Here is a 17,002-nt window from a genome sequence, read left to right as displayed (position 1 = left end):
CCGCCGGAGAACGTCACTTCCGGAGAACGTCACTTCCGGAGAACGTCACTTCGTCGTACGGAGTCACAAAAGATGACCACCCTCACCGACACCGCGTCCGGATACCATCCGCCCCGCGACCACCCGCCGTACCGCAGCAGCCGGCTCCGCCACCCGAAGCAGCCACTGATCCCGGTGCGCGACCCGGAGGCCGTGGAGCTGAGCGGTCCCGCCTTCGGAGTCACCGATGTCGCCGCCCTCGACCACGACCTGACGCGGCAGCACCCGGGCGAGCCGCTGGGCGAGCGCATCACCGTGAGCGGCCGGGTCCTGGACCGCCGGGGGCGGCCCGTGCGCGGCCAGCTCGTCGAAGTGTGGCAGGCCAACGCCTCGGGCCGGTACGCGCACCAGCTGGACCGGCATCCGGCGCCCCTCGACCCGAACTTCACGGGCTTCGGCCGCTGTCTGACCGACGACGACGGCGCGTACTCCTTCACGACGATCAAGCCGGGTGCGTACCCGTGGCGCAACCACACCAACGCATGGCGCCCGGCCCACATCCACTTCTCCCTTTTCGGCACGGCGTTCGCGCAGCGCCTGGTGACGCAGATGTACTTCCCCGGCGACCCGCTCTTCCCGTACGACCCGATACTGCGCTCGGTGAGCGACGAGTCGGCGCGGCAGCGGCTCGTCTGCGCGTACGACCACGATCTCTCCGTCCCCGAGTGGTCGCTCGGCCACCGTTGGGACATCGTCCTCGACGGCCCGTCCGCGACGCTGTTCGAGGAAGGGGGCGACCACTGATGTCACCTCCTGAGCCGTCGTACGCTCCCACGCCCTCCCAGACCGTCGGTCCCTTCTACGGCTACGCGCTGCCCTTCCCGCGCGGCGGCGACGTGGCGCCCGACGGGGACCCGGAGACGATCACCCTGCACGGATACGTGCTCGACGGCGAGGGGCGGCCCGTGCCCGACGCCCTGATCGAGACCTGGCAACCCGGCCCCGACGGCTCACGCGTGGGCGTCCCCGGGTCGCTGCGGCACGACCCGGTGACGGGCCGGTCCTTCGGGCGCGACGGGGTCGCGTTCACCGGCTTCGGCCGGGTTCCGACCGACGCGGACGGGCACTGGGCCGTGCGGACGCTGCCGCCCGGCGGCGTCTCGTACATCTCGCTCGCCGTCTTCGCGCGCGGTCTGCTGCACCACCTGTACACGCGCGCGTACGTGGTGGACGAGCCCGGCGACGCGCTGCTGGGCTCGCTCGACGCGGAGCGGCGGGCCACGCTGGTCGCCCGGAGCGAGGCGCCCAGGACGTACCGGTTCGACATCCGTCTCCAGGGGGACGGCGAGACGGTCTTCCTGGAGTTCCCGTCGGGGCCCGGGCCGGGTTCCGCATGAGTGGCCTGTTCGCTCCCGGTTCCGTCGGCTCGCCGGTCGCCGAGGCGACCTCCGACCAGGCCTTCCTCGGGGCGCTGCTGGCCGTCGAGTCCGCGTTGGTGTGTGCGCGGGCCGCGGTGGGGATGGCGCCGCCGGACGTGGCGTCGGCCGTGACGGAAGTGGCGGCGGACGTCGGCCGGTTCGACGCGGAGGACATCGCCTCACGCGCGCGGGAGGGCGGGAATCCCGTGATTCCCCTGGTCGCTGCGTTGGCATCGGCGGTGCCCCGCGAGGCGGCGGACCACGTGCACCGGGGGGCGACGAGCCAGGACATCCTGGACTCGGCGCTGATGCTGCTGTCCGCGCGGGCGCTGGACCTGATCCTGACGGAGCTGGCCCGCACGGAACGCGCCCTGGCCCGCCTCGCCGCCGCCCACCGGGACACGGTCATGCCCGGCCGCACGCTCACGCAGCACGCGGTCCCGACGACGTTCGGTCTGAAGGCGGCGGGCTGGCGCTCGCTTGTCCTGGACGCGCGGGACCGGCTGATCGACGTACGCGCGGGTCTGCCGGCGCAGTTGGGGGGCGCGGCGGGCACGTTGGCGTCGTTCCGGACGGAGGGGGCGTACGGGCGCGGGGGCGAGGCACTCACCTCGGCCTTCGCGAGTGAACTCGGGCTCTGTGCGCCGGCACTCCCGTGGCACGCCCTCCGCACCCCGGTCGCCGATCTCGCCTCCGCCCTCGCGCTCACCGCGGGAGCGTACGGCAAGATGGCGGCCGACGTGCTCACGCTCTCCCGCACGGAGATCGGCGAACTCTCCGAGGGCGAGGGCGGGGGCTCGTCGGCGATGCCGCACAAGGCCAACCCCGTGCGTTCCACGCTGATCGCGGCCGCCGCGCGCCGCGCGCCCGGCCTCGCGGCCACGCTCCACGCCTCGCTCGTCGCGGAGGACGAACGCCCCGCGGGCGCCTGGCACGCCGAGTGGGAGCCGCTGCGGGACCTGCTGCGGCTGACGGGCGGCGCGGCGAGGAACGGCGCGGAGCTGGCCGAAGGGCTGCGGGTGCACACGGACGCGATGCGCGAGAACCTGGACCGCACGGGCGGGGCGATCACCTCGGAGCGGGTGGCGACGGAACTGGCGCACGTCGTCGGCGGCGCCGCCGCGAAGGCGCTGCTGGCCGACGCGGCGAGCCGCGCCCGCGCGGAGGGCCGCACCCTGGCGTCCGCCCTCGCCGAGGAGCCCGCCCTGCGGGACGTCGACGTCACCGCGCTCACGGACCCGACGCGCTGCACGGGCTTCGCGGGGGAACTCACGGACCGGGCATTGGAGCGGCGATGACGCCGACACCGAATGGCAGACCGCTGATCAGGACCGATGGCAGCGGGCAGCCTCTCTGCCCCACCGACTGCGCCGACGACCACACCGACCCCGCTCCGGAGCGAAGTTGACCACCGAAGCCAGCTATAACCTGCCGCACCACACCGTGGAAGGCGTCGAAGCCGCCGCCCCACTCCTCCTGGGGCCCTCCCTCGGCACCTCCACCGCCCTGTGGGACGCCGTCGTCCCCGGCCTCGCCACCGCCCACCGGGTCGTGCGCTGGGATCTGCCCGGCCACGGCCGGTCCCCCGCGGACCTGATCGGACCCGGCGCGACGGTCGGCGACCTCGCCGAACTCGTCCTCACGCTTGCCGACTCCCTCGGCGTCGACCGCTTCGCGTACGCCGGTGTCTCGCTCGGCGGCGCCGTCGGACTGCACCTCGCGGCGCACCACCCCGAGCGGGTCGTACGGCTCGCGGTGATCTGTTCCTCGGCGCACTTCGGCGGGGAGGCGCCGTGGCGGGACCGGGCCGCGCTGGCACGCCGCGAGGGGCTGGCCGGGCTCGCGGATTCCGCGCCTCAGCGCTGGTTCACGCCCGGGTTCACCGTGCCCCGCCTCGTCGCGGACCTCCGCTCGGCCGACCCCGGCGCGTACGCGGCGTGCTGCGACGCCCTGGCGGCGTACGACATGCGGGGGTCGCTGGCGGCCGTCCGCGCGCCCACGCTGGTCGTCGCCGGAAGCGAGGACCCGGCGACGCCGCCCGCGCACGCGCGGGAGATCGCCGACGGGGTGCCGAACGCCACGATGGTGGAGCTCGCGGGCGCCTCGCACCTGGCACCCGCGGAACGCCCCGAGGCGGTCACGGAGGCGCTGGTCGCGCACTTCGCGGATGAGGGTGGCGCCGCCTAGAGGTTGGCGCGGGCCAGGAAGAGGCTTCTCGGGTTTGCCGGGCCGTGGTCCGCGAGCGGGCTCCGGGTTTGCCAGCAAGCCCCTCCTGACGGCCCCCTCACCGCGCCCCGTACACCGCCCCCGGCGTCTCCGCCTCGGCGAGCAGTTTCAGGGCCGCCTCCCCCGCCTGCGCCGGAGTCCAGCGGGCTCCCTTGTCCGCGGTCGGGCCCGGGCGCCAGCCCTCCATGACGGTGATGCGGCCGGCCTCCGCCTCGAAGACGCGGCCGGTGACCCCCGCGGAGGCGGTGGAGCCGAGCCAGACGACGAGGGGGGACACGTTTTCCGGGGCCATCGCGTCGAAGGTGTCGCCCTCGGGAGCGGCCATCGTGTCGGCGAAGGTCTGCTCCGTCATACGGGTGCGCGCGGCGGGTGCGATGGCGTTGACGCGCACTCCGTAGGGAGCGAGTTCCGCGGCGGCCACCAGGGTCAGGCCCAGGATTCCCGCCTTCGCCGCGCTGTAGTTGCCCTGTCCGACGCTGCCCAGGAGGCCCGCCCCGGAGCTGGTGTTGACCACGCACGCGTGCGGGGTGCGTCCCGCCTTCGCCTCGGCGCGCCAGTGCGCCCCCGCGTACTTGAGGGGAAGGAAGTGCCCCTTGAGGTGGACGCGCAGCACGGCGTCCCAGGCGTCCTCGTCGAGGTTGACGAGCATCCGGTCGCGCAGGAACCCCGCGTTGTTGACGAGGGTGTCGAGGCGGCCGTACGTGTCCAGCGCGGTCCGGATCAGCGACGCGGCTCCCTCGGACGTCGCGATGTCGCCGCCGTGCGCGACGGCGTCGCCGCCCGCCGCCCGTATCTCCTCGACGACCTCGTGGGCGGGGCCGCCCGCATCCCCGGTGGGGGCCGCCGAGCCGTCCGGCGCCACGCCGAGGTCGTTGACGACGACCCGGGCGCCCTCGGCCGCGTACGCGCGCGCGTGCGCCCGCCCAAGCCCGCGCCCGGCACCCGTGATGACGACGACGCGGCCTTCACAGAGCCCGGACGCGGAGGCGGATGCGGCGGCTGATGTCATGACGTGACTCCCTCGGCTCATGGTGTGTGCATACGTAGGACACGTGCCCTCAGCGGTTCACCGACGCCGCCGCCAGGAACGCGGGACGTTCGCCTCCGCCGTGCAGGCTCAGCGCCGCGCCGCTGATGTAGCGGGCCCGGTCGGAGGCGAGGAAGACGCAGGCGTCGCCGACGTCGGAGGGGTCGGCGAGCCGGCCCAGTGGAACGGTGCGGGCGACCTCGGCGATGCCGTCCTCGTCGCCGTAGTGCAGCGCCGCGCTCTCCGTGCGGGCCAGGCCGAGGACCACCGTGTTGACGCGCACCGCCGGCGCCCATTCGACGGCCATCGTCCCCGCGAGGTTCTCCAGGCCCGCCTTGGCCGCGCCGTACGCCGCGCTGCCGGGCGAGGGGCGGGTTCCGCTGACGCTGCCGATCATGGTGATGCTGCCCCCGCTCTCCTGATGGCGCATCACCTCGTAAGCGGCAAGCGAGGCGTGGAGCGGAGCGAGCAGGTTCAGTTCGATGATCTTCGCCTGGCGGGCCGGGGAGGACTCGGCGAGCAGCCCGAACGGCGTGCCGCCCGCGTTGTTCACCAGGCAGTCCACCCTCCCGTACGCCGCCGCCACTTCGGCGAAGAAGGCACCGGTCGCCGCCGCGTCGCGGAGGTCCAGCGGCCTGAACTCGGCCGTCCCGCCCGCCTCTTCGACGGGCTTGTCGGGCTGCCTGCGGGCGCAGATCACGACGCGCGCTCCGGCTGCGAGGAAGCTCCGGGCGATTCCGGCACCGACGCCGCGGGTGCCGCCGGTCACGACGACCACCTGTCGAGTGTCAGTCATCGCTGCTACCTTTCCAACTAACAAATGTTTGGTTGAAGGCGTGCGATTGAAAGGTAGCGGATCGTCTGATGTCTGTCTCCACCTCCGCCCCGGACAAGGGCGTCGCCGTCGTCACCGTCGACTATCCGCCCGTCAACGCCCTGCCGGTGCGGGGCTGGTACGACCTGGCGGACGCGGTCCGCGCCGTCGGCCGCGACCCCGGGACACGCTGCGTCGTGATCGCCGCCGAGGGCCGGGGGTTCAACGCGGGCGTGGACATCAAGGAGATGCAGCGCGACACCGGCCACACCGCGCTGATCGGCGCCAACCGGGGGTGTTACGCCGCGTTTTCGGCGGTGTACGAGTGCGAGGTGCCCGTCGTCGCCGCCGTGCACGGCTTCTGTCTGGGCGGCGGAATAGGCCTCGTGGGCAACGCGGACGCGATCGTGGCCAGCGAGGACGCCACCTTCGGCCTGCCCGAGCTGGACCGGGGCGCGCTCGGCGCCGCCACGCACCTGTCCCGCCTCGTCCCGCAGCACCTGATGCGCGCCCTGTACTACACCTCGCGGACCGCCACCGCCGCCGACCTGCACGCGCACGGCTCCGTGTGGCAGGTCGTCCCCCGCGCCGAACTGCGGGAAGCGGCGCTGGAACTGGCGCGTGAGATCGCCCGCAAGGACGGCACGCTGCTGCGCTTCGCGAAGGCCGCGATCAACGGCATCGACCCCGTCGACGTGCACCGCAGCTACCGCTTCGAGCAGGGCTTCACCTTCGAGGCGAACCTCAGCGGCCTCGCCGACCGCATCCGCGACGACTTCGGACAGCGAGACGGCTTCACACAGCAAGGGGAGGGTGGGGCGTGAGCGACAAGAGGATGACTCCCGACGACATCGTGGGGCGCCTGGAGAGCGGGATGACGCTCGGCATCGGGGGCTGGGGGTCACGCCGCAAGCCGATGGCGCTGGTGCGCGCACTGCTGCGGTCCGACGTCACGGACCTGACCGTCGTCTCGTACGGCGGGCCGGACGTCGGCCTGCTCGCCGCGGCCGGCCGGATCCGCACGCTGGTCACCGCCTTCACGACCCTCGACTCGATCCCCCTGGAGCCGCACTTCCGGGCGGCACGCGAGCGTGGCGCCTTCGAACTCGTCGAGCTGGACGAGGCGATGTTCATGCAGGGCCTCACCGCGGGCGCCCAACGGCTGCCGTTCCTGCCGATCCGCGCGGGGCTCGGCTCCGACGTCCTGCGGGTCAACCCGAACCTGCGCACGGTCACTTCGCCGTACGAGGACGGGGAGGAGCTCGTCGCCGTGCCCGCCCTGCGCATGGACGCGGCCCTGGTCCACCTCAACCGCGCGGACCGCTTCGGCAACGGCCAGTACCTGGGCCCCGACCCCTACTTCGACGACCTGTTCTGCGAGGCCGCCGACACGGCGTACGTCTCCTGCGAGCGCCTCGTCGACTCCGCCGAGCTCACCGCACACGCGGCACCCCAGACGATGCTGGTGTCCCGGCACTCGGTGACGGGCGTGACCGAGACGCCGGGCGGCGCGCACTTCACGTCCTGCGTGCCGGACTACGGCCGCGACGAGCCGTTCCAGAAGGCGTACGCGACGGCGGCGGCCGACCCGGACGCCTGGGCCGCCTTCCGGACCCGCTTCCTCCCCGCGGCCGGAACCGAACAGGACTACCAACTGGCCGTCCGCACCTGGCACAAGGAGCAGCGATGACACGGCCCACCCCTGCCACCGCCACCACCACGGCCACCCGTGCCGAGTACTGCGTGATCGCCTGCGCCGAGGCCTGGCGGGACGACGGCGAGATCCTCGCCTCCCCCATGGGCACGGTCCCGTCGATCGCGGCCCGTCTCGCCAAGCTGACCTTCTCCCCCGAACTGCTGCTCACGGACGGCGAGGCCCTGCTCATCGGCGACGTCCCCGCGGTCGGCGCGGCGTCGGCGGTGACCGAGGGGTGGCTGCCGTACCGCAAGCACCTGACGATGGTCATGGGCGGTAAGCGGCACGTGATGATGGGCGCGAGCCAGCTCGACCGCTTCGGCAACCAGAACATCTCGTGCATCGGCGACTGGTCCCGGCCCAGGCGCCAGCTGCTCGGCGTGCGCGGCGCCCCGGTCAACACGCTGAACAACCCGGTGAGTTACTGGGTCCCCAGGCACTCCCCGCGCGTGTTCGTCGAGAAGGTCGACATGATCAGCGGCGTCGGGTACGACAGCGCGGCCGCCGCCGGGCCCTCCGCGACCCGCTTCCACGACCTTCGCCGCGTCGTCTCCGACCTGGGCGTCTTCGACTTCGAGACACCCGACCACGCCATGCGCCTGGTGTCCCTGCACCCGGGCGTGACCCTCGACCACATACGTGAGGCCACCGGCTTCCCCCTGTCCGTGCCGGACATTGACATCCCGTACACCCGCGAGCCGACCCCGGAGGAGCTGCGGCTGATCCGTGACGTCGTCGACCCCCAGGGTCTGCGCGACCGCGAGGTGCGCCACCCATGACACCCACGCTGCGGACCCCCCTCACGGACCTGGTCGGTGTCCGGCACCCGATCGTCCAGACCGGCATGGGCTGGGTGGCGGGCCCCCGCCTGGTCTCGGCGACCGCGAACGCGGGGGCGCTCGGCATCCTGGCCTCCGCGACCATGACGGTCGACCAGCTGCGAGCGGCCGTCCGCGAGGTCAAGTCCCGTACGACAGCGCCCTTCGGGGTCAACCTGCGGGCCGACGCGGGTGACGCGCGGGACCGTGTCCGGGTCATCGTCGACGAAGGAGTGAAGGTCGCCTCGTTCGCCTTGGCGCCCTCCAAGGAGCTGATCGCCGAGCTCAAGGACGCGGGCGTGGTGGTCGTCCCCTCGATCGGCGCGCGACGGCACGCCGAGAAGGTCGCCGCGTGGGGCGCGGACGCGGTGCTCGTGCAGGGCGGCGAGGGCGGCGGCCACACGGGCGAGGTCGCCACCACGGTGCTGCTCCCGCAGGTCGTCGACGCGGTGGACATCCCCGTGATCGCGGCGGGCGGCTTCTACGACGGCCGCGGTCTGGTCGCCGCCCTCGCCTACGGCGCGGCGGGCGTGGCCATGGGCACGCGCTTCCTGCTCACGTCGGACTCGACGGTCCCGGACACCGTCAAGGCCCGCTACCTCGCGGCCTCCGTCAAGGACGTCACGGTCACCACGCGCGTGGACGGCCTCCCGCACCGGATGCTCCGCACGGAACTGGTCGCGGGTCTGGAGAAGTCGGGCAGGGTCGCGTCGCTGACGCGTGCGGTGCGGCACGCGGCGGCGTTCCGGAAGCTCTCGGGCATGAGCCGCCGCCGGATGGCGCGCGACGGCCTCGCGATGCGGCGCAGCAAGGACCTGACCTGGAGCCAGGTACTCCTGGCGGCGAACACGCCCATGATGCTCAGGTCGGCGATGGTGGACGGCCACCCCGAGGCAGGCGTGATGGCCTCCGGCCAGGTGACGGGCCTGATAGACGACCTGCCGTCGTGCGCGGAACTGATCGACCGTGTGATGAGAGAGGCGGACGATGTACTGGACCGTCTGCCGTGCCCGTCTCCAAGCGGCCGGGCGGCGTGTTTCAGCCCGTCCGGCGATTGAGGACCGGGGTCCGGGGCAGAGCCCCGTGGCGGCAACCCCGGCGCCGGGCGCCGAGACGACCGCTCAACCGCCGGTGGCCGAACGGACCGGCCCCAAGTGATCCAGCGCCCGGTCCGTGAGGCCGTCCGCCCCGCACGCCCGTGCCAGGGCGAGGCCACGCTCCAGCTCCGGCACGGAATCCGCCGCGATGCCGTACTCGACGCGGGCGACCGCGTGTTCGTACGCGCAGGGCGACGCTTCCAGGTAGGACGCGGCCTGGCGGTACAGGGCGACCGACCGCTGCCCCGTCTCGAGCGCCGCCGCACACCTCAGCGCCTCCCCGATCGCGGTGTCCGTACCGAACCGCTCGGCCTGCCTGCGGGCGTCCGCGACGAGGTGCGCCGCACGGTTGGGGTCCTCGTGGGCCAGCGCGCGGGCGAGGTCGTACGCCCACGGGGCGAGCACGGTGTTGTACTGGCCGCGTGCGGTCAGCGCCTTCGCCGTCGCCTCGAGTTCGTTGAGGCCGTCCTTCGTCCGCCCGAGGGCGAGCAGGAGGCGACCGCGTACGGACGGCGCGTCGGGTACGTAGATCGTGGAGGCGGAGGGCGGCGCGAAGCCGTACCGGTCGGCGACGGCGCCCGCCTCCGTGACGTGGCCGCGCGCCAGCAGCGTGTCGATGAGCATGCTGGCCGCCTCCCAGTGCATGGGCAGGCCCCGACCGACGCGGTCGGCGAGGCGCAGGCTCTCGCGCAGGGACCGTTCGGCGTCCGTCAGGCGGCCGCGCCTGCGGTACACGTAGCCCAGGAAGGCGTGCGAGAGGGCGAGGTGTCCGCCGCTCCATCCGGCGGTCTCGTAGGCCCTGACGGCCTCGGTGAAGAGGCTCTCCGCGCGGTCGAGGCGGTCCGAGAAGGCGTACGACCCGCCGAGCATCAGGCGGAGCTCGAAGCTCCACTCGGGGTCGGTCCAGCCGAGGCCCGGCGCGAGGCGGCCGTTGACGAGGGCGCGGTCGCAGAGCTCGACGACCAGTTCCGCGCTCTCGCCGCGGGTCATGGCGTCGAAGGCGCGCAGGATCAGCAGGGCGCGCTCGGAGTTGTCGCGGCCCGCGAGAGGTCCCGCGAGTTCGGCGAGCCGCTTGGAGCGCGCGGGCGAGTCCTCCTCGCCCGCGTGGATGCCCTCCCACATGTAGTGCACGGCTTGCAGGCGCAGCCGCGCGGGCCCCTGTTCGAGCCCGCTCGCCTCGTCGGCGATGGCCCGCAGGCCCTCTTCCAGCTGGTCGTTGTGGACGAACGCCTGGGACAGGCGGCAGACCGCGTCGACGCGCAGGTCCTGGTCGAGGCCGGGCATGGAGAGCGCCTCGCGCAGATGCCGGATGGTGGTGGCGGGCGACGTCAGCATGGTGGCGCAGCCGAGTTCGTAGAGCACGCGCGCGTGGATGTCGGGCAGCGGCGGCTCGCGCAGGGCCCGCTCAAGGCAGCGGCGTGCCGCGTCGGGCGCGCCGACGGCGAGGTGTTCGGCGGCGGCCTCGCGCAGCTGCTCGACGAGCTCGGGGTCGTCGTCCGGGTGGACTTCGAGGAGGTGCGGGGAGGCGGCCGCGGCGCCCCTGCCGTCGTGGGTGATGACCGCGGCGGCCACGCCGTGCATCGCGGTGCGGGTGGCTGCCGGGATGGAGCGGTAGACGGTGCCGGCGATCAGCGGGTGGACGAACTCCAGGCCTTCGTCGCCGCTGACCAGGATGCGTGCCGTGCACAGGCGCTCGGCGCAGCGTTCGGCGCTGTCGTGTGTCATGCCGGCGAGGGAGGCGGCCAGGTCGAGCGAGATGGCGCTGCCGAGGATGGCGGCGGCCCAGGCGAAGCGGGTGGCGTCGGTACCGAGTCCTTCGAGGCGGGCGACGAGGCCGCGGCCGCGGGCCGTGCGGTTGAGGGCGCGCAGTTCGTCGGCGGAGCCCTCGACGGGTTCGAGTTCGCTGTCCTGAACCTTGGCGAGGAGCTCGACGGATTCGTACGGATTGCCGCCGGTGACGGCCCAGACCTCGCGGCAGAAGGGTGCGTCGGCGTGCTCGCCGAGCGTCGCGCGGGTCAGGCCGGCGGCGGCCTCAGGGGTGAGGGCGCGCAGGGTGGTGAACGAGCGGGCCTCGGCGGCGACGGTCGCGAGGTGGCGTGCGCTGTCGCCCTCGGCCTCGCCGGGCCTGCGGGCGACCACGACGAGCACGGGCAGTTCGTGGAGGCGCTGGGCGAACGTGGCCAGCCAGTGCAGCGTTTCCTGGTCGGCCCAGTGCGCGTCGTCGATGAGGAGGACGAGGGGCCAGTGCAGCCGGGCGAGCCGCGAGACCGCTTCGACGAGGCCGTCGCAGACGCCCTGCGGGTCGGCCTGGCGCCCGCCGGGCTCGGCTATGCCGAGTGCGGGGCCCGCGATGTCGTAGCAGTCGCCGAAGTACTCGCGGGCCTCGTCGGGGCCGAGCTGGACGAGTGCGGGCTGCAGCAGTTGTCGTACGACGTTGAACGGGACGGAGGTGACCGTCGCGCCGCCGCGCGCCGACCAGACCGTGGCACGGCCCTCGACCATGCGGCGCACTTCGGCGAGGAGCGCCGTCTTGCCGATGCCGGCTTCGCCGCTGAAGGCCAGCAGGCCACCGGCGGCGGTGGATTCGGCACAGAGCTCGTCGACGGCGCGGGCCACGGCGGCGAGTTCGACCTCGCGCTCCCACAGCGGGGCCCAGGCGGCTCCTCCGGGCCGTCCCTGCGTCATCGCGCTACCTCCCGGGGTCGCTCAATCGACGTACAGAAGTCGAGACTAGCCGGGTCGGAGCCGTGATGGAGAGCGGTCCGGGCAGGTACTCCCGCAAGGAGTGAGGAAGATGTCGCTCCGGGGACGGCCCACGGGTGCCGACACGCTCTTCACAGGCGTTCGATGATGGTCACGTTGGCCTGGCCGCCGCCTTCGCACATGGTCTGGAGGCCGAACCGGCCGCCGGTGCGCTCCAGTTCGTGCAGGAGGGTCGTCATCAGCTTGACGCCGGTCGCGCCGAGGGGGTGGCCGAGGGCGATGGCGCCGCCGTTGACGTTGACCTTCTCCGGGTCGGCGCCGGTCTCCCGGAGCCAGGCGAGGGCGACGGGCGCGAACGCTTCGTTGATCTCGACGAGGTCGATGTCGGCGATGGTCATGCCGGTCTTCTTCAGGGCGTGCGCGGTGGCGGGGATGGGCGCGGAGAGCATGCGGATGGGGTCCTCGCCGCGCACGGAGAGGTGGTGGACGCGGGCGCGGGGCGTCAACCCGTGTTCTCTCACGGCCCGTTCGCTCGCGATGAGCATCGCGGCGGCGCCGTCGGAGACCTGCGAGGAGCAGGCCGCGGTGATTGTGCCGCCGTCGAGGACGGGCTTGAGGCCGGCCATCTTCTCCAGGGTGGTGTCGCGCCGCGGGCCCTCGTCGGTGGTGACGGTTCCGTAGGGGACGATTTCGCGGTCGAAGCGACCCTCGTCGATGGCGCGGACGGCCCGCCGGTGCGAGCGGAGCGCGAACTCCTCCATGTCGCGGCGGGATATCCCCCACTTCTCGGCGATCAACTGGGCGCCGTGGAACTGGTTCACGGGCCGGTCGCCGTAGCGTGCGCGCCAGCCTTCGCTGCCCGCGTAGGGGCCCTCGGTGAGGCCGAGGGGCTCGGCGGCCTGCCGGGAGGCGAAGGCGATGGGGATCATCGACATGTTCTGGGTGCCGCCCGCGACGACGAGGTCCTGGGTGCCGGACAGGACGCCCTGCGCGGCGAAGTGCACGGCCTGCTGGGACGAACCGCACTGCCGGTCGATGGTCACGCCGGGCACCTCTTCGGGGAGTCCGGCCGCCAGCCAGCTGGTGCGGGCGATGTCGCCGGCCTGCGGTCCTACCGTGTCGAGGCAGCCGAAGACGACGTCCTCGACGGCGGCGGGATCGACGCCGCCGCGCTCGACGACCGCGCGCAGAACATGTGCCCCCAGGTCGGCGGGGTGGACCTCGGAGAGCCCGCCCTTGCGCCTGCCGACGGGGGTGCGGACCGCTTCGACGATGTAGGCCTCGGCCATGACTGCGTACTCCTCGGTCGTGGGCGCCGTGCGAGCGACGACGCGCCTGCTACGTACGTACGGAGATGCCGTCCAGGACCATCGACAGGTACTGGCGGGCGATCTCCTCGGGGCTGTGGCCTCCGCCGGGGCGGTACCAGGACGCGGCGACCCAGACGGTGTCGCGCACGAAGCGGTAGGCGAGGCGGACGTCCAGGTCGTCACGGAAGACGCCTTCCGCGACACCGCGCTCCAGCGTCGTGAGCCAAGCCTTCTCGAAGCGCTGCTGCGAGTCCGACAGGTACTGGAAGCGCTGCTGTGCGACGAGGTGCCGGGACTCCTTCTGGTAGATCGCGACGGCGGCGCGGTGCCGGTCGATCTCGCGGAAGGACTCGGTGACGAGGGCTTCGAGCGTGGCGCGGGGGTCGAGCTGGGCCTGGAGCACGGTGTCGTACCCGTCCCACAGCTCGGTGAGGAAGGTGCGGAGGATCTCTTCGAGCATCGACTCCTTGGAGTCGAAGTGGTAGTAGAGGCTGCCGGCGAGCATGCCGGCGGCGTCGGCGATCTTGCGGACCGTGGTCGCGTTGTAGCCCTGCTCGGCGAATACGTCGGCGGCGATGGCGAGCAGTTCGCGGCGCCGCTCGGGCGAGGGGCTCACCTGGGGCTTCTTCTTGGTGGCGGGTTTTTCACCGGCGCTCTGTTTCGGGTTCGGCACACGGACATTCTCCGCCTAGGCGTGCTGGCTGCTGACCGAGACCGTCTCCCCCGTCATGTACGAGGAGTAGCCACTGGCCAGGAAGACGATGACGTTGGCTATCTCCCAGGGCTCGGCGTGCCGCCCGAACGCCTCCCGCGCGGTGAGCTCTTCGAGGAGTTCCGGGGAGGTGACCTTCGCGAGGTGGGGGTGCAGGGCGAGGCTCGGGGAGACCGCGTTGACCCGGATGCCGTGGGGGGCCGCTTCGAGGGCGGCGCAGCGGGTGAGGGCCATGACGCCGGCCTTCGCCGCGGCGTAGTGCGCCTGGCCCGCCTGGGCGCGCCAGCCGAGCACGGAGGCGTTGTTCACGATGACGCCTGCTCGGCCTGCGGTTCGCAGGCGGCGCAGGGCCTCGCGGGTGGAGCGGAAGGTGCCGTTCAGCGTGACGTCGACGACCTTGTCCCACTGGTCGTCGGTCATCTCGGTGAGCTCGGCGGTTCCGCCGAGCCCCGCGTTGTTCACCACGATGTCCAGGTGTCCGTGGCGCCGCTCGGCGAGGTCGAACAGAGCCTCGATCTGGGCCGCGTCGGTGACGTCGCACGGGATGCCGTCGATCCGGTCGGCGCCGAACTCCTCGGCGAGCGCCGCCACCGACTGCTTCGTCCGGACCGCGTGGGCGTCGCCGATGACGACGCGCGCGCCCTCCTCCAGGAAGCGGCGTGCGGTGGCGCCCCCTATGCCCGCTCCAGCGGCCGCGGTGATCACGGCGGTGCGGTCGGCCAGCAGGTCATGCGCGGCCACGTAGGCGGGCGCGTGAGCGGGTGCGTGGGCGGACGCGTCCATGGGCTCCCCGATTCCGGCTCTCGACTCCTCGACACCCTTCACGGTAATCTACCAAACACTTGTTAGGGAAGACTTGTCGGGGAAGACCGAGGAGCCGAAGGGGTGGCCGCCGATGGACCTGGACTTCACCGCCGGGGAGAGGGAGTTCAGACAGCGGGCACGCGCATGGCTCGCCGCGCATGTACCGGCCGCGCCGCTGCCCTCGCTGGAGACCGGGGAGGGTTTCGCGGCCCACCGGGAGTGGGAGCGCACGCTCGCGGCCGACCGATGGTCGGTGGTGTCGTGGCCGGAGGAGTACGGCGGACAGGGCGTCGACATCGTCAAGTGGCTGGTGTTCGAGGAGGAGTACTACGCGGCGGGCGCGCCGGGCCGGGTCTCCCAGAACGGCATCAACCTCCTCGCGCCCACCCTCTTCGACTTCGGCACCGAGGAGCAGCGCGCGCGGGTGCTGCCCGCCATGGCGACGGGTGAGGTGATCTGGGCGCAGGCCTGGTCGGAGCCGGAGTCGGGCTCCGACCTCGCGTCGCTGCGCTCCACCGCGCGGCGCACGGACGGGGGCTGGCTGATCAGCGGCCAGAAGACGTGGTCGTCGCGGGCCGCGTTCGCCGACCGCGCGTTCGGCCTGTTCCGCGGCGAGCAACCCGACACGCAACGGGACGCGGCACACCCCGCCAAGCCGCACCGGGGCCTGACCTACCTGATGTTCCCGCTCGACGCGGACGGTGTGACGGTCCGGCCCGTCGGCCGCCTCGACGGAAAGCCCGCGTTCGCCGAGCTCTTCCTCGACGACGTCTTCGTGCCCGACGAGGACGTGATCGGCGAGCCGGGGCAGGGGTGGCGGATCGCCATGTCGACGACGGGCAACGAACGGGGGCTGACGCTGCGCTCCCCGGGCCGCTTCCTCGCCGCCGCGGACCGGCTGGCCCGGCAGTGGCACACGCGGGCCGACCCGGGCGACACGGCGCTGCGCGACCGGGTCGCCGACGCCGTCATAGGGGCGCGTGCGTACGAGTTGTTCACCTGGGCGAACGCCTCGCGGTTCGCGGCGGGCGAGACGATCGGCGCCGAGTCCAGCCTCAACAAGATCTTCTGGTCGGAGTACGACATCGCGCTGCACGAGACGGCGCTCGATCTGCTCGGTCCCGACGGCGAGTTGCTCGACGGCTCACCCGCGGAGGGCCCCGACTGGGCGGAGGGGTATGTGTTCTCGCTCGCCGGCCCCATCTACGCCGGCACGAACGAGATCCAGCGGGACATCATCGCCGAGCGGCTGCTCGGCCTGCCGAAGGGACGCCGCTGATGAGGTTCCTCCTCGACGACGAGCAGCGGGAGTTCGCACGCTCCCTGGACGCGATGCTGACGGCGGCCGACACGGTGGCGGCCACGCGCGCGTGGAGCGTCGGCGAGCACGGGCCGGGGCGGGCCGTGTGGGGGCGGCTCGCGGCCGCGGGCGTCTTCGCACTGCCCGTTCCCGGGGAGTACGAGGGGGTGGGGCCGCTCTCCGTGGAGACGGCCGTCGCGTTCGTGGAGGTGGGGCGGCACGCCGTGCCGGGGCCGGTCGTCGAGACGGTGGCGGCGGCCGCCCTCCTCGCCCGCCTCGCCGAGGAGGGCGAACGGGAGCCGGCCAAGCGCTTCCTGCCCTCCCTGGCCTCGGGCGCGGCGACCGCGACGCTGACGCTGCCGCGGGGCGGGCCGCTCGCCCTGGACGCGGACGCGGCCGACCTCATCCTGACCGCGGCCGACGGCGAACTGCGGCTCGCCCCCGGGCACGCGCGCGTGCGGCGCTCCCTGGACCCCGCGCGGCGTCTCGCCGCGCCGCTGCCGGGCGGCGAACTGCTCGCCTCGGGGCCCGCCGTCACCGCGGCGGCGCGGCACGCGACGGCCTGGGCGGCGCTCGCCACGGCCGCCCAGTCGCTGGGCGTCGGCCTCGCCCTGCTCGACAGGACCGTCGCGTACGCGAAGCAGCGGGCCCAGTTCGGCGCCCCGATCGGCGCGTTCCAGGCCGTCAAGCACCGGCTCGCGGACGTGCTGGTACGCCTGGAGTTCGCGCGTCCCCTGGTGTTCGGTGCCGCGACGACGATGACACCGGGCGACATCGCCGCGGCCAAGGTGACGACGGCGGAGTCCGCGTACGGCGCGGCCCGCGCCGCGCTCCAACTGCACGGCGCGATCGGCTACACGGCGGAGCTCGACCTGTCCCTGTGGCTCACGAAGGCACGGGCGCTGCGGGGCGCGTGGGGGGACCCGGGGGTGTGGCGGGGGCGGGTGCTCGCGGCGCGCGAGTGACCCGTCCCTCACCCGGGGTGCGTGGCGGGTTCCTGCGGGAGGGGCGCCCGGAGGGGATTCGGAGGTGCGGAAGGGGCGGGTGCTCGGCGCGCGCTGGGAACGGGGCGTCGCGCACCCCCGCCCGTCGGGCCTC

General features: G+C 73.3%; 15 protein-coding genes and 1 pseudogene. 10 read left to right on the top strand and 6 right to left on the bottom strand.

Annotated features, from left to right (window positions below):
• Positions 1–72: 72 nt before the first annotated feature.
• The 4 genes and pseudogenes from pcaH to pcaD form a co-directional block, all read left to right on the top strand.
• Positions 73–783: a protocatechuate 3,4-dioxygenase subunit beta gene (gene pcaH, locus DEJ49_RS31485; protein ID WP_150187252.1), complete on the top strand. Its 711-nt coding sequence runs from the start codon at positions 73–75 to the stop codon at positions 781–783.
• On the top strand, positions 783–1,376 hold the full coding sequence (gene pcaG, locus DEJ49_RS31480; protein WP_150187251.1) for a protocatechuate 3,4-dioxygenase subunit alpha: 594 nt from the start codon (positions 783–785) through the stop codon (positions 1,374–1,376). Before pcaH ends, pcaG begins: the two co-directional genes overlap by 1 nt.
• Positions 1,373–2,695, top strand: a complete 1,323-nt coding sequence (gene pcaB, locus DEJ49_RS31475) for a 3-carboxy-cis,cis-muconate cycloisomerase (RefSeq protein WP_150187250.1) — start codon at positions 1,373–1,375, stop codon at positions 2,693–2,695. The genes pcaG and pcaB overlap by 4 nt, the downstream gene beginning before the upstream one ends.
• A gap of 130 nt (positions 2,696–2,825) precedes the next feature.
• A pseudogene (pcaD, locus tag DEJ49_RS31470) lies at positions 2,826–3,560 on the top strand (3-oxoadipate enol-lactonase); the annotation flags it as partial.
• A 121-nt stretch (positions 3,561–3,681) separates the two neighbouring features.
• Here the strand turns inward: pcaD and DEJ49_RS31465 are convergent.
• Together DEJ49_RS31465 and DEJ49_RS31460 are read right to left on the bottom strand one after the other, a co-directional pair.
• Entirely contained in the window at positions 3,682–4,632 is a 951-nt protein-coding gene (locus DEJ49_RS31465; RefSeq protein WP_150187248.1) for an SDR family oxidoreductase, read from the bottom strand.
• Between the two features lie 49 nt (positions 4,633–4,681).
• Entirely contained in the window at positions 4,682–5,446 is a 765-nt protein-coding gene (locus DEJ49_RS31460; protein WP_150187247.1) for an SDR family oxidoreductase, read from the bottom strand.
• Between the two features lie 68 nt (positions 5,447–5,514).
• Between DEJ49_RS31460 and DEJ49_RS31455 the strand changes: the two genes are divergently transcribed.
• The 4 genes from DEJ49_RS31455 to DEJ49_RS31440 are packed head-to-tail and all read left to right on the top strand — an operon-like array spanning position 5,515 to position 9,036.
• Entirely contained in the window at positions 5,515–6,288 is a 774-nt protein-coding gene (locus tag DEJ49_RS31455) for an enoyl-CoA hydratase family protein (protein ID WP_150187246.1), read from the top strand.
• A gap of 11 nt (positions 6,289–6,299) precedes the next feature.
• Entirely contained in the window at positions 6,300–7,154 is an 855-nt protein-coding gene (locus tag DEJ49_RS31450) for a CoA transferase subunit A (RefSeq protein ID WP_150188600.1), read from the top strand.
• Positions 7,151–7,939 carry a CoA-transferase subunit beta gene (locus DEJ49_RS31445; protein ID WP_150187245.1) on the top strand — a complete coding sequence of 263 codons (789 nt, stop codon included), beginning with the start codon at positions 7,151–7,153 and terminating at the stop codon, positions 7,937–7,939. Before DEJ49_RS31450 ends, DEJ49_RS31445 begins: the two co-directional genes overlap by 4 nt.
• Positions 7,940–7,947: 8 nt before the next feature.
• On the top strand, positions 7,948–9,036 hold the full coding sequence (locus DEJ49_RS31440; RefSeq protein ID WP_150188599.1) for an NAD(P)H-dependent flavin oxidoreductase: 1,089 nt from the start codon (positions 7,948–7,950) through the stop codon (positions 9,034–9,036).
• A gap of 63 nt (positions 9,037–9,099) precedes the next feature.
• Here the strand turns inward: DEJ49_RS31440 and DEJ49_RS31435 are convergent, their stop codons facing one another.
• The 4 genes from DEJ49_RS31435 to DEJ49_RS31420 form a co-directional block, all read right to left on the bottom strand.
• A complete protein-coding gene (locus DEJ49_RS31435; RefSeq protein WP_150187244.1) occupies positions 9,100–11,760 on the bottom strand; it encodes an ATP-binding protein in 2,661 nt (886 codons plus the stop codon).
• 149 nt (positions 11,761–11,909) lie between these two features.
• Positions 11,910–13,067, bottom strand: coding sequence for an acetyl-CoA C-acetyltransferase (locus DEJ49_RS31430; RefSeq protein WP_150187243.1), 1,158 nt, complete (start codon positions 13,065–13,067; stop codon positions 11,910–11,912).
• Between the two features lie 49 nt (positions 13,068–13,116).
• Positions 13,117–13,761, bottom strand: coding sequence for a TetR/AcrR family transcriptional regulator (locus DEJ49_RS31425; protein ID WP_150187242.1), 645 nt, complete (start codon positions 13,759–13,761; stop codon positions 13,117–13,119).
• Between the two features lie 15 nt (positions 13,762–13,776).
• A complete protein-coding gene (locus DEJ49_RS31420) occupies positions 13,777–14,583 on the bottom strand; it encodes an SDR family oxidoreductase (RefSeq protein ID WP_150187241.1) in 807 nt (268 codons plus the stop codon).
• A gap of 112 nt (positions 14,584–14,695) precedes the next feature.
• On the opposite strand from DEJ49_RS31420, the gene DEJ49_RS31415 reads away from it, so the two are divergent.
• Positions 14,696–15,883, top strand: a complete 1,188-nt coding sequence (locus tag DEJ49_RS31415; RefSeq protein WP_150188598.1) for an acyl-CoA dehydrogenase family protein — start codon at positions 14,696–14,698, stop codon at positions 15,881–15,883.
• Complete coding sequence (locus tag DEJ49_RS31410) at positions 15,883–16,869, top strand: acyl-CoA dehydrogenase (protein WP_150187240.1); 987 nt, start codon at positions 15,883–15,885, stop codon at positions 16,867–16,869. Before DEJ49_RS31415 ends, DEJ49_RS31410 begins: the two co-directional genes overlap by 1 nt.
• Positions 16,870–17,002: the final 133 nt, after the last annotated feature.

This window comes from Streptomyces venezuelae (assembly GCF_008642335.1).
Classification (GTDB): Bacteria; Actinomycetota; Actinomycetes; order Streptomycetales; family Streptomycetaceae; genus Streptomyces; species Streptomyces venezuelae_F.
The sequence above is the reverse complement of the archived record's forward strand: the minus strand, read 5'-3'. Positions and strand labels throughout refer to the sequence as shown.

Bases quoted from the DNA above. Each gene is read 5' to 3' on its own strand.
- DEJ49_RS31450 (WP_150188600.1), top strand. From the start codon at position 6,300: ATGACTCCCGACGACATCGTGGGGCGCCTGGAGAGCGGGATGACGCTC.
- DEJ49_RS31430 (WP_150187243.1), bottom strand. From the start codon at position 13,067: ATGGCCGAGGCCTACATCGTCGAAGCGGTCCGCACCCCCGTCGGCAGG.
- DEJ49_RS31465 (WP_150187248.1), bottom strand. From the start codon at position 4,632: ATGACATCAGCCGCCGCATCCGCCTCCGCGTCCGGGCTCTGTGAAGGC.
- DEJ49_RS31445 (WP_150187245.1), top strand. From the start codon at position 7,151: ATGACACGGCCCACCCCTGCCACCGCCACCACCACGGCCACCCGTGCC.
- pcaG (WP_150187251.1), top strand. From the start codon at position 783: ATGTCACCTCCTGAGCCGTCGTACGCTCCCACGCCCTCCCAGACCGTC.
- DEJ49_RS31420 (WP_150187241.1), bottom strand. From the start codon at position 14,583: ATGGACGCGTCCGCCCACGCACCCGCTCACGCGCCCGCCTACGTGGCC.
- pcaB (WP_150187250.1), top strand. From the start codon at position 1,373: ATGAGTGGCCTGTTCGCTCCCGGTTCCGTCGGCTCGCCGGTCGCCGAG.
- DEJ49_RS31455 (WP_150187246.1), top strand. From the start codon at position 5,515: ATGTCTGTCTCCACCTCCGCCCCGGACAAGGGCGTCGCCGTCGTCACC.
- DEJ49_RS31410 (WP_150187240.1), top strand. From the start codon at position 15,883: ATGAGGTTCCTCCTCGACGACGAGCAGCGGGAGTTCGCACGCTCCCTG.
- pcaH (WP_150187252.1), top strand. From the start codon at position 73: ATGACCACCCTCACCGACACCGCGTCCGGATACCATCCGCCCCGCGAC.
- DEJ49_RS31435 (WP_150187244.1), bottom strand. From the start codon at position 11,760: ATGACGCAGGGACGGCCCGGAGGAGCCGCCTGGGCCCCGCTGTGGGAG.
- DEJ49_RS31460 (WP_150187247.1), bottom strand. From the start codon at position 5,446: ATGACTGACACTCGACAGGTGGTCGTCGTGACCGGCGGCACCCGCGGC.
- DEJ49_RS31415 (WP_150188598.1), top strand. From the start codon at position 14,696: ATGGACCTGGACTTCACCGCCGGGGAGAGGGAGTTCAGACAGCGGGCA.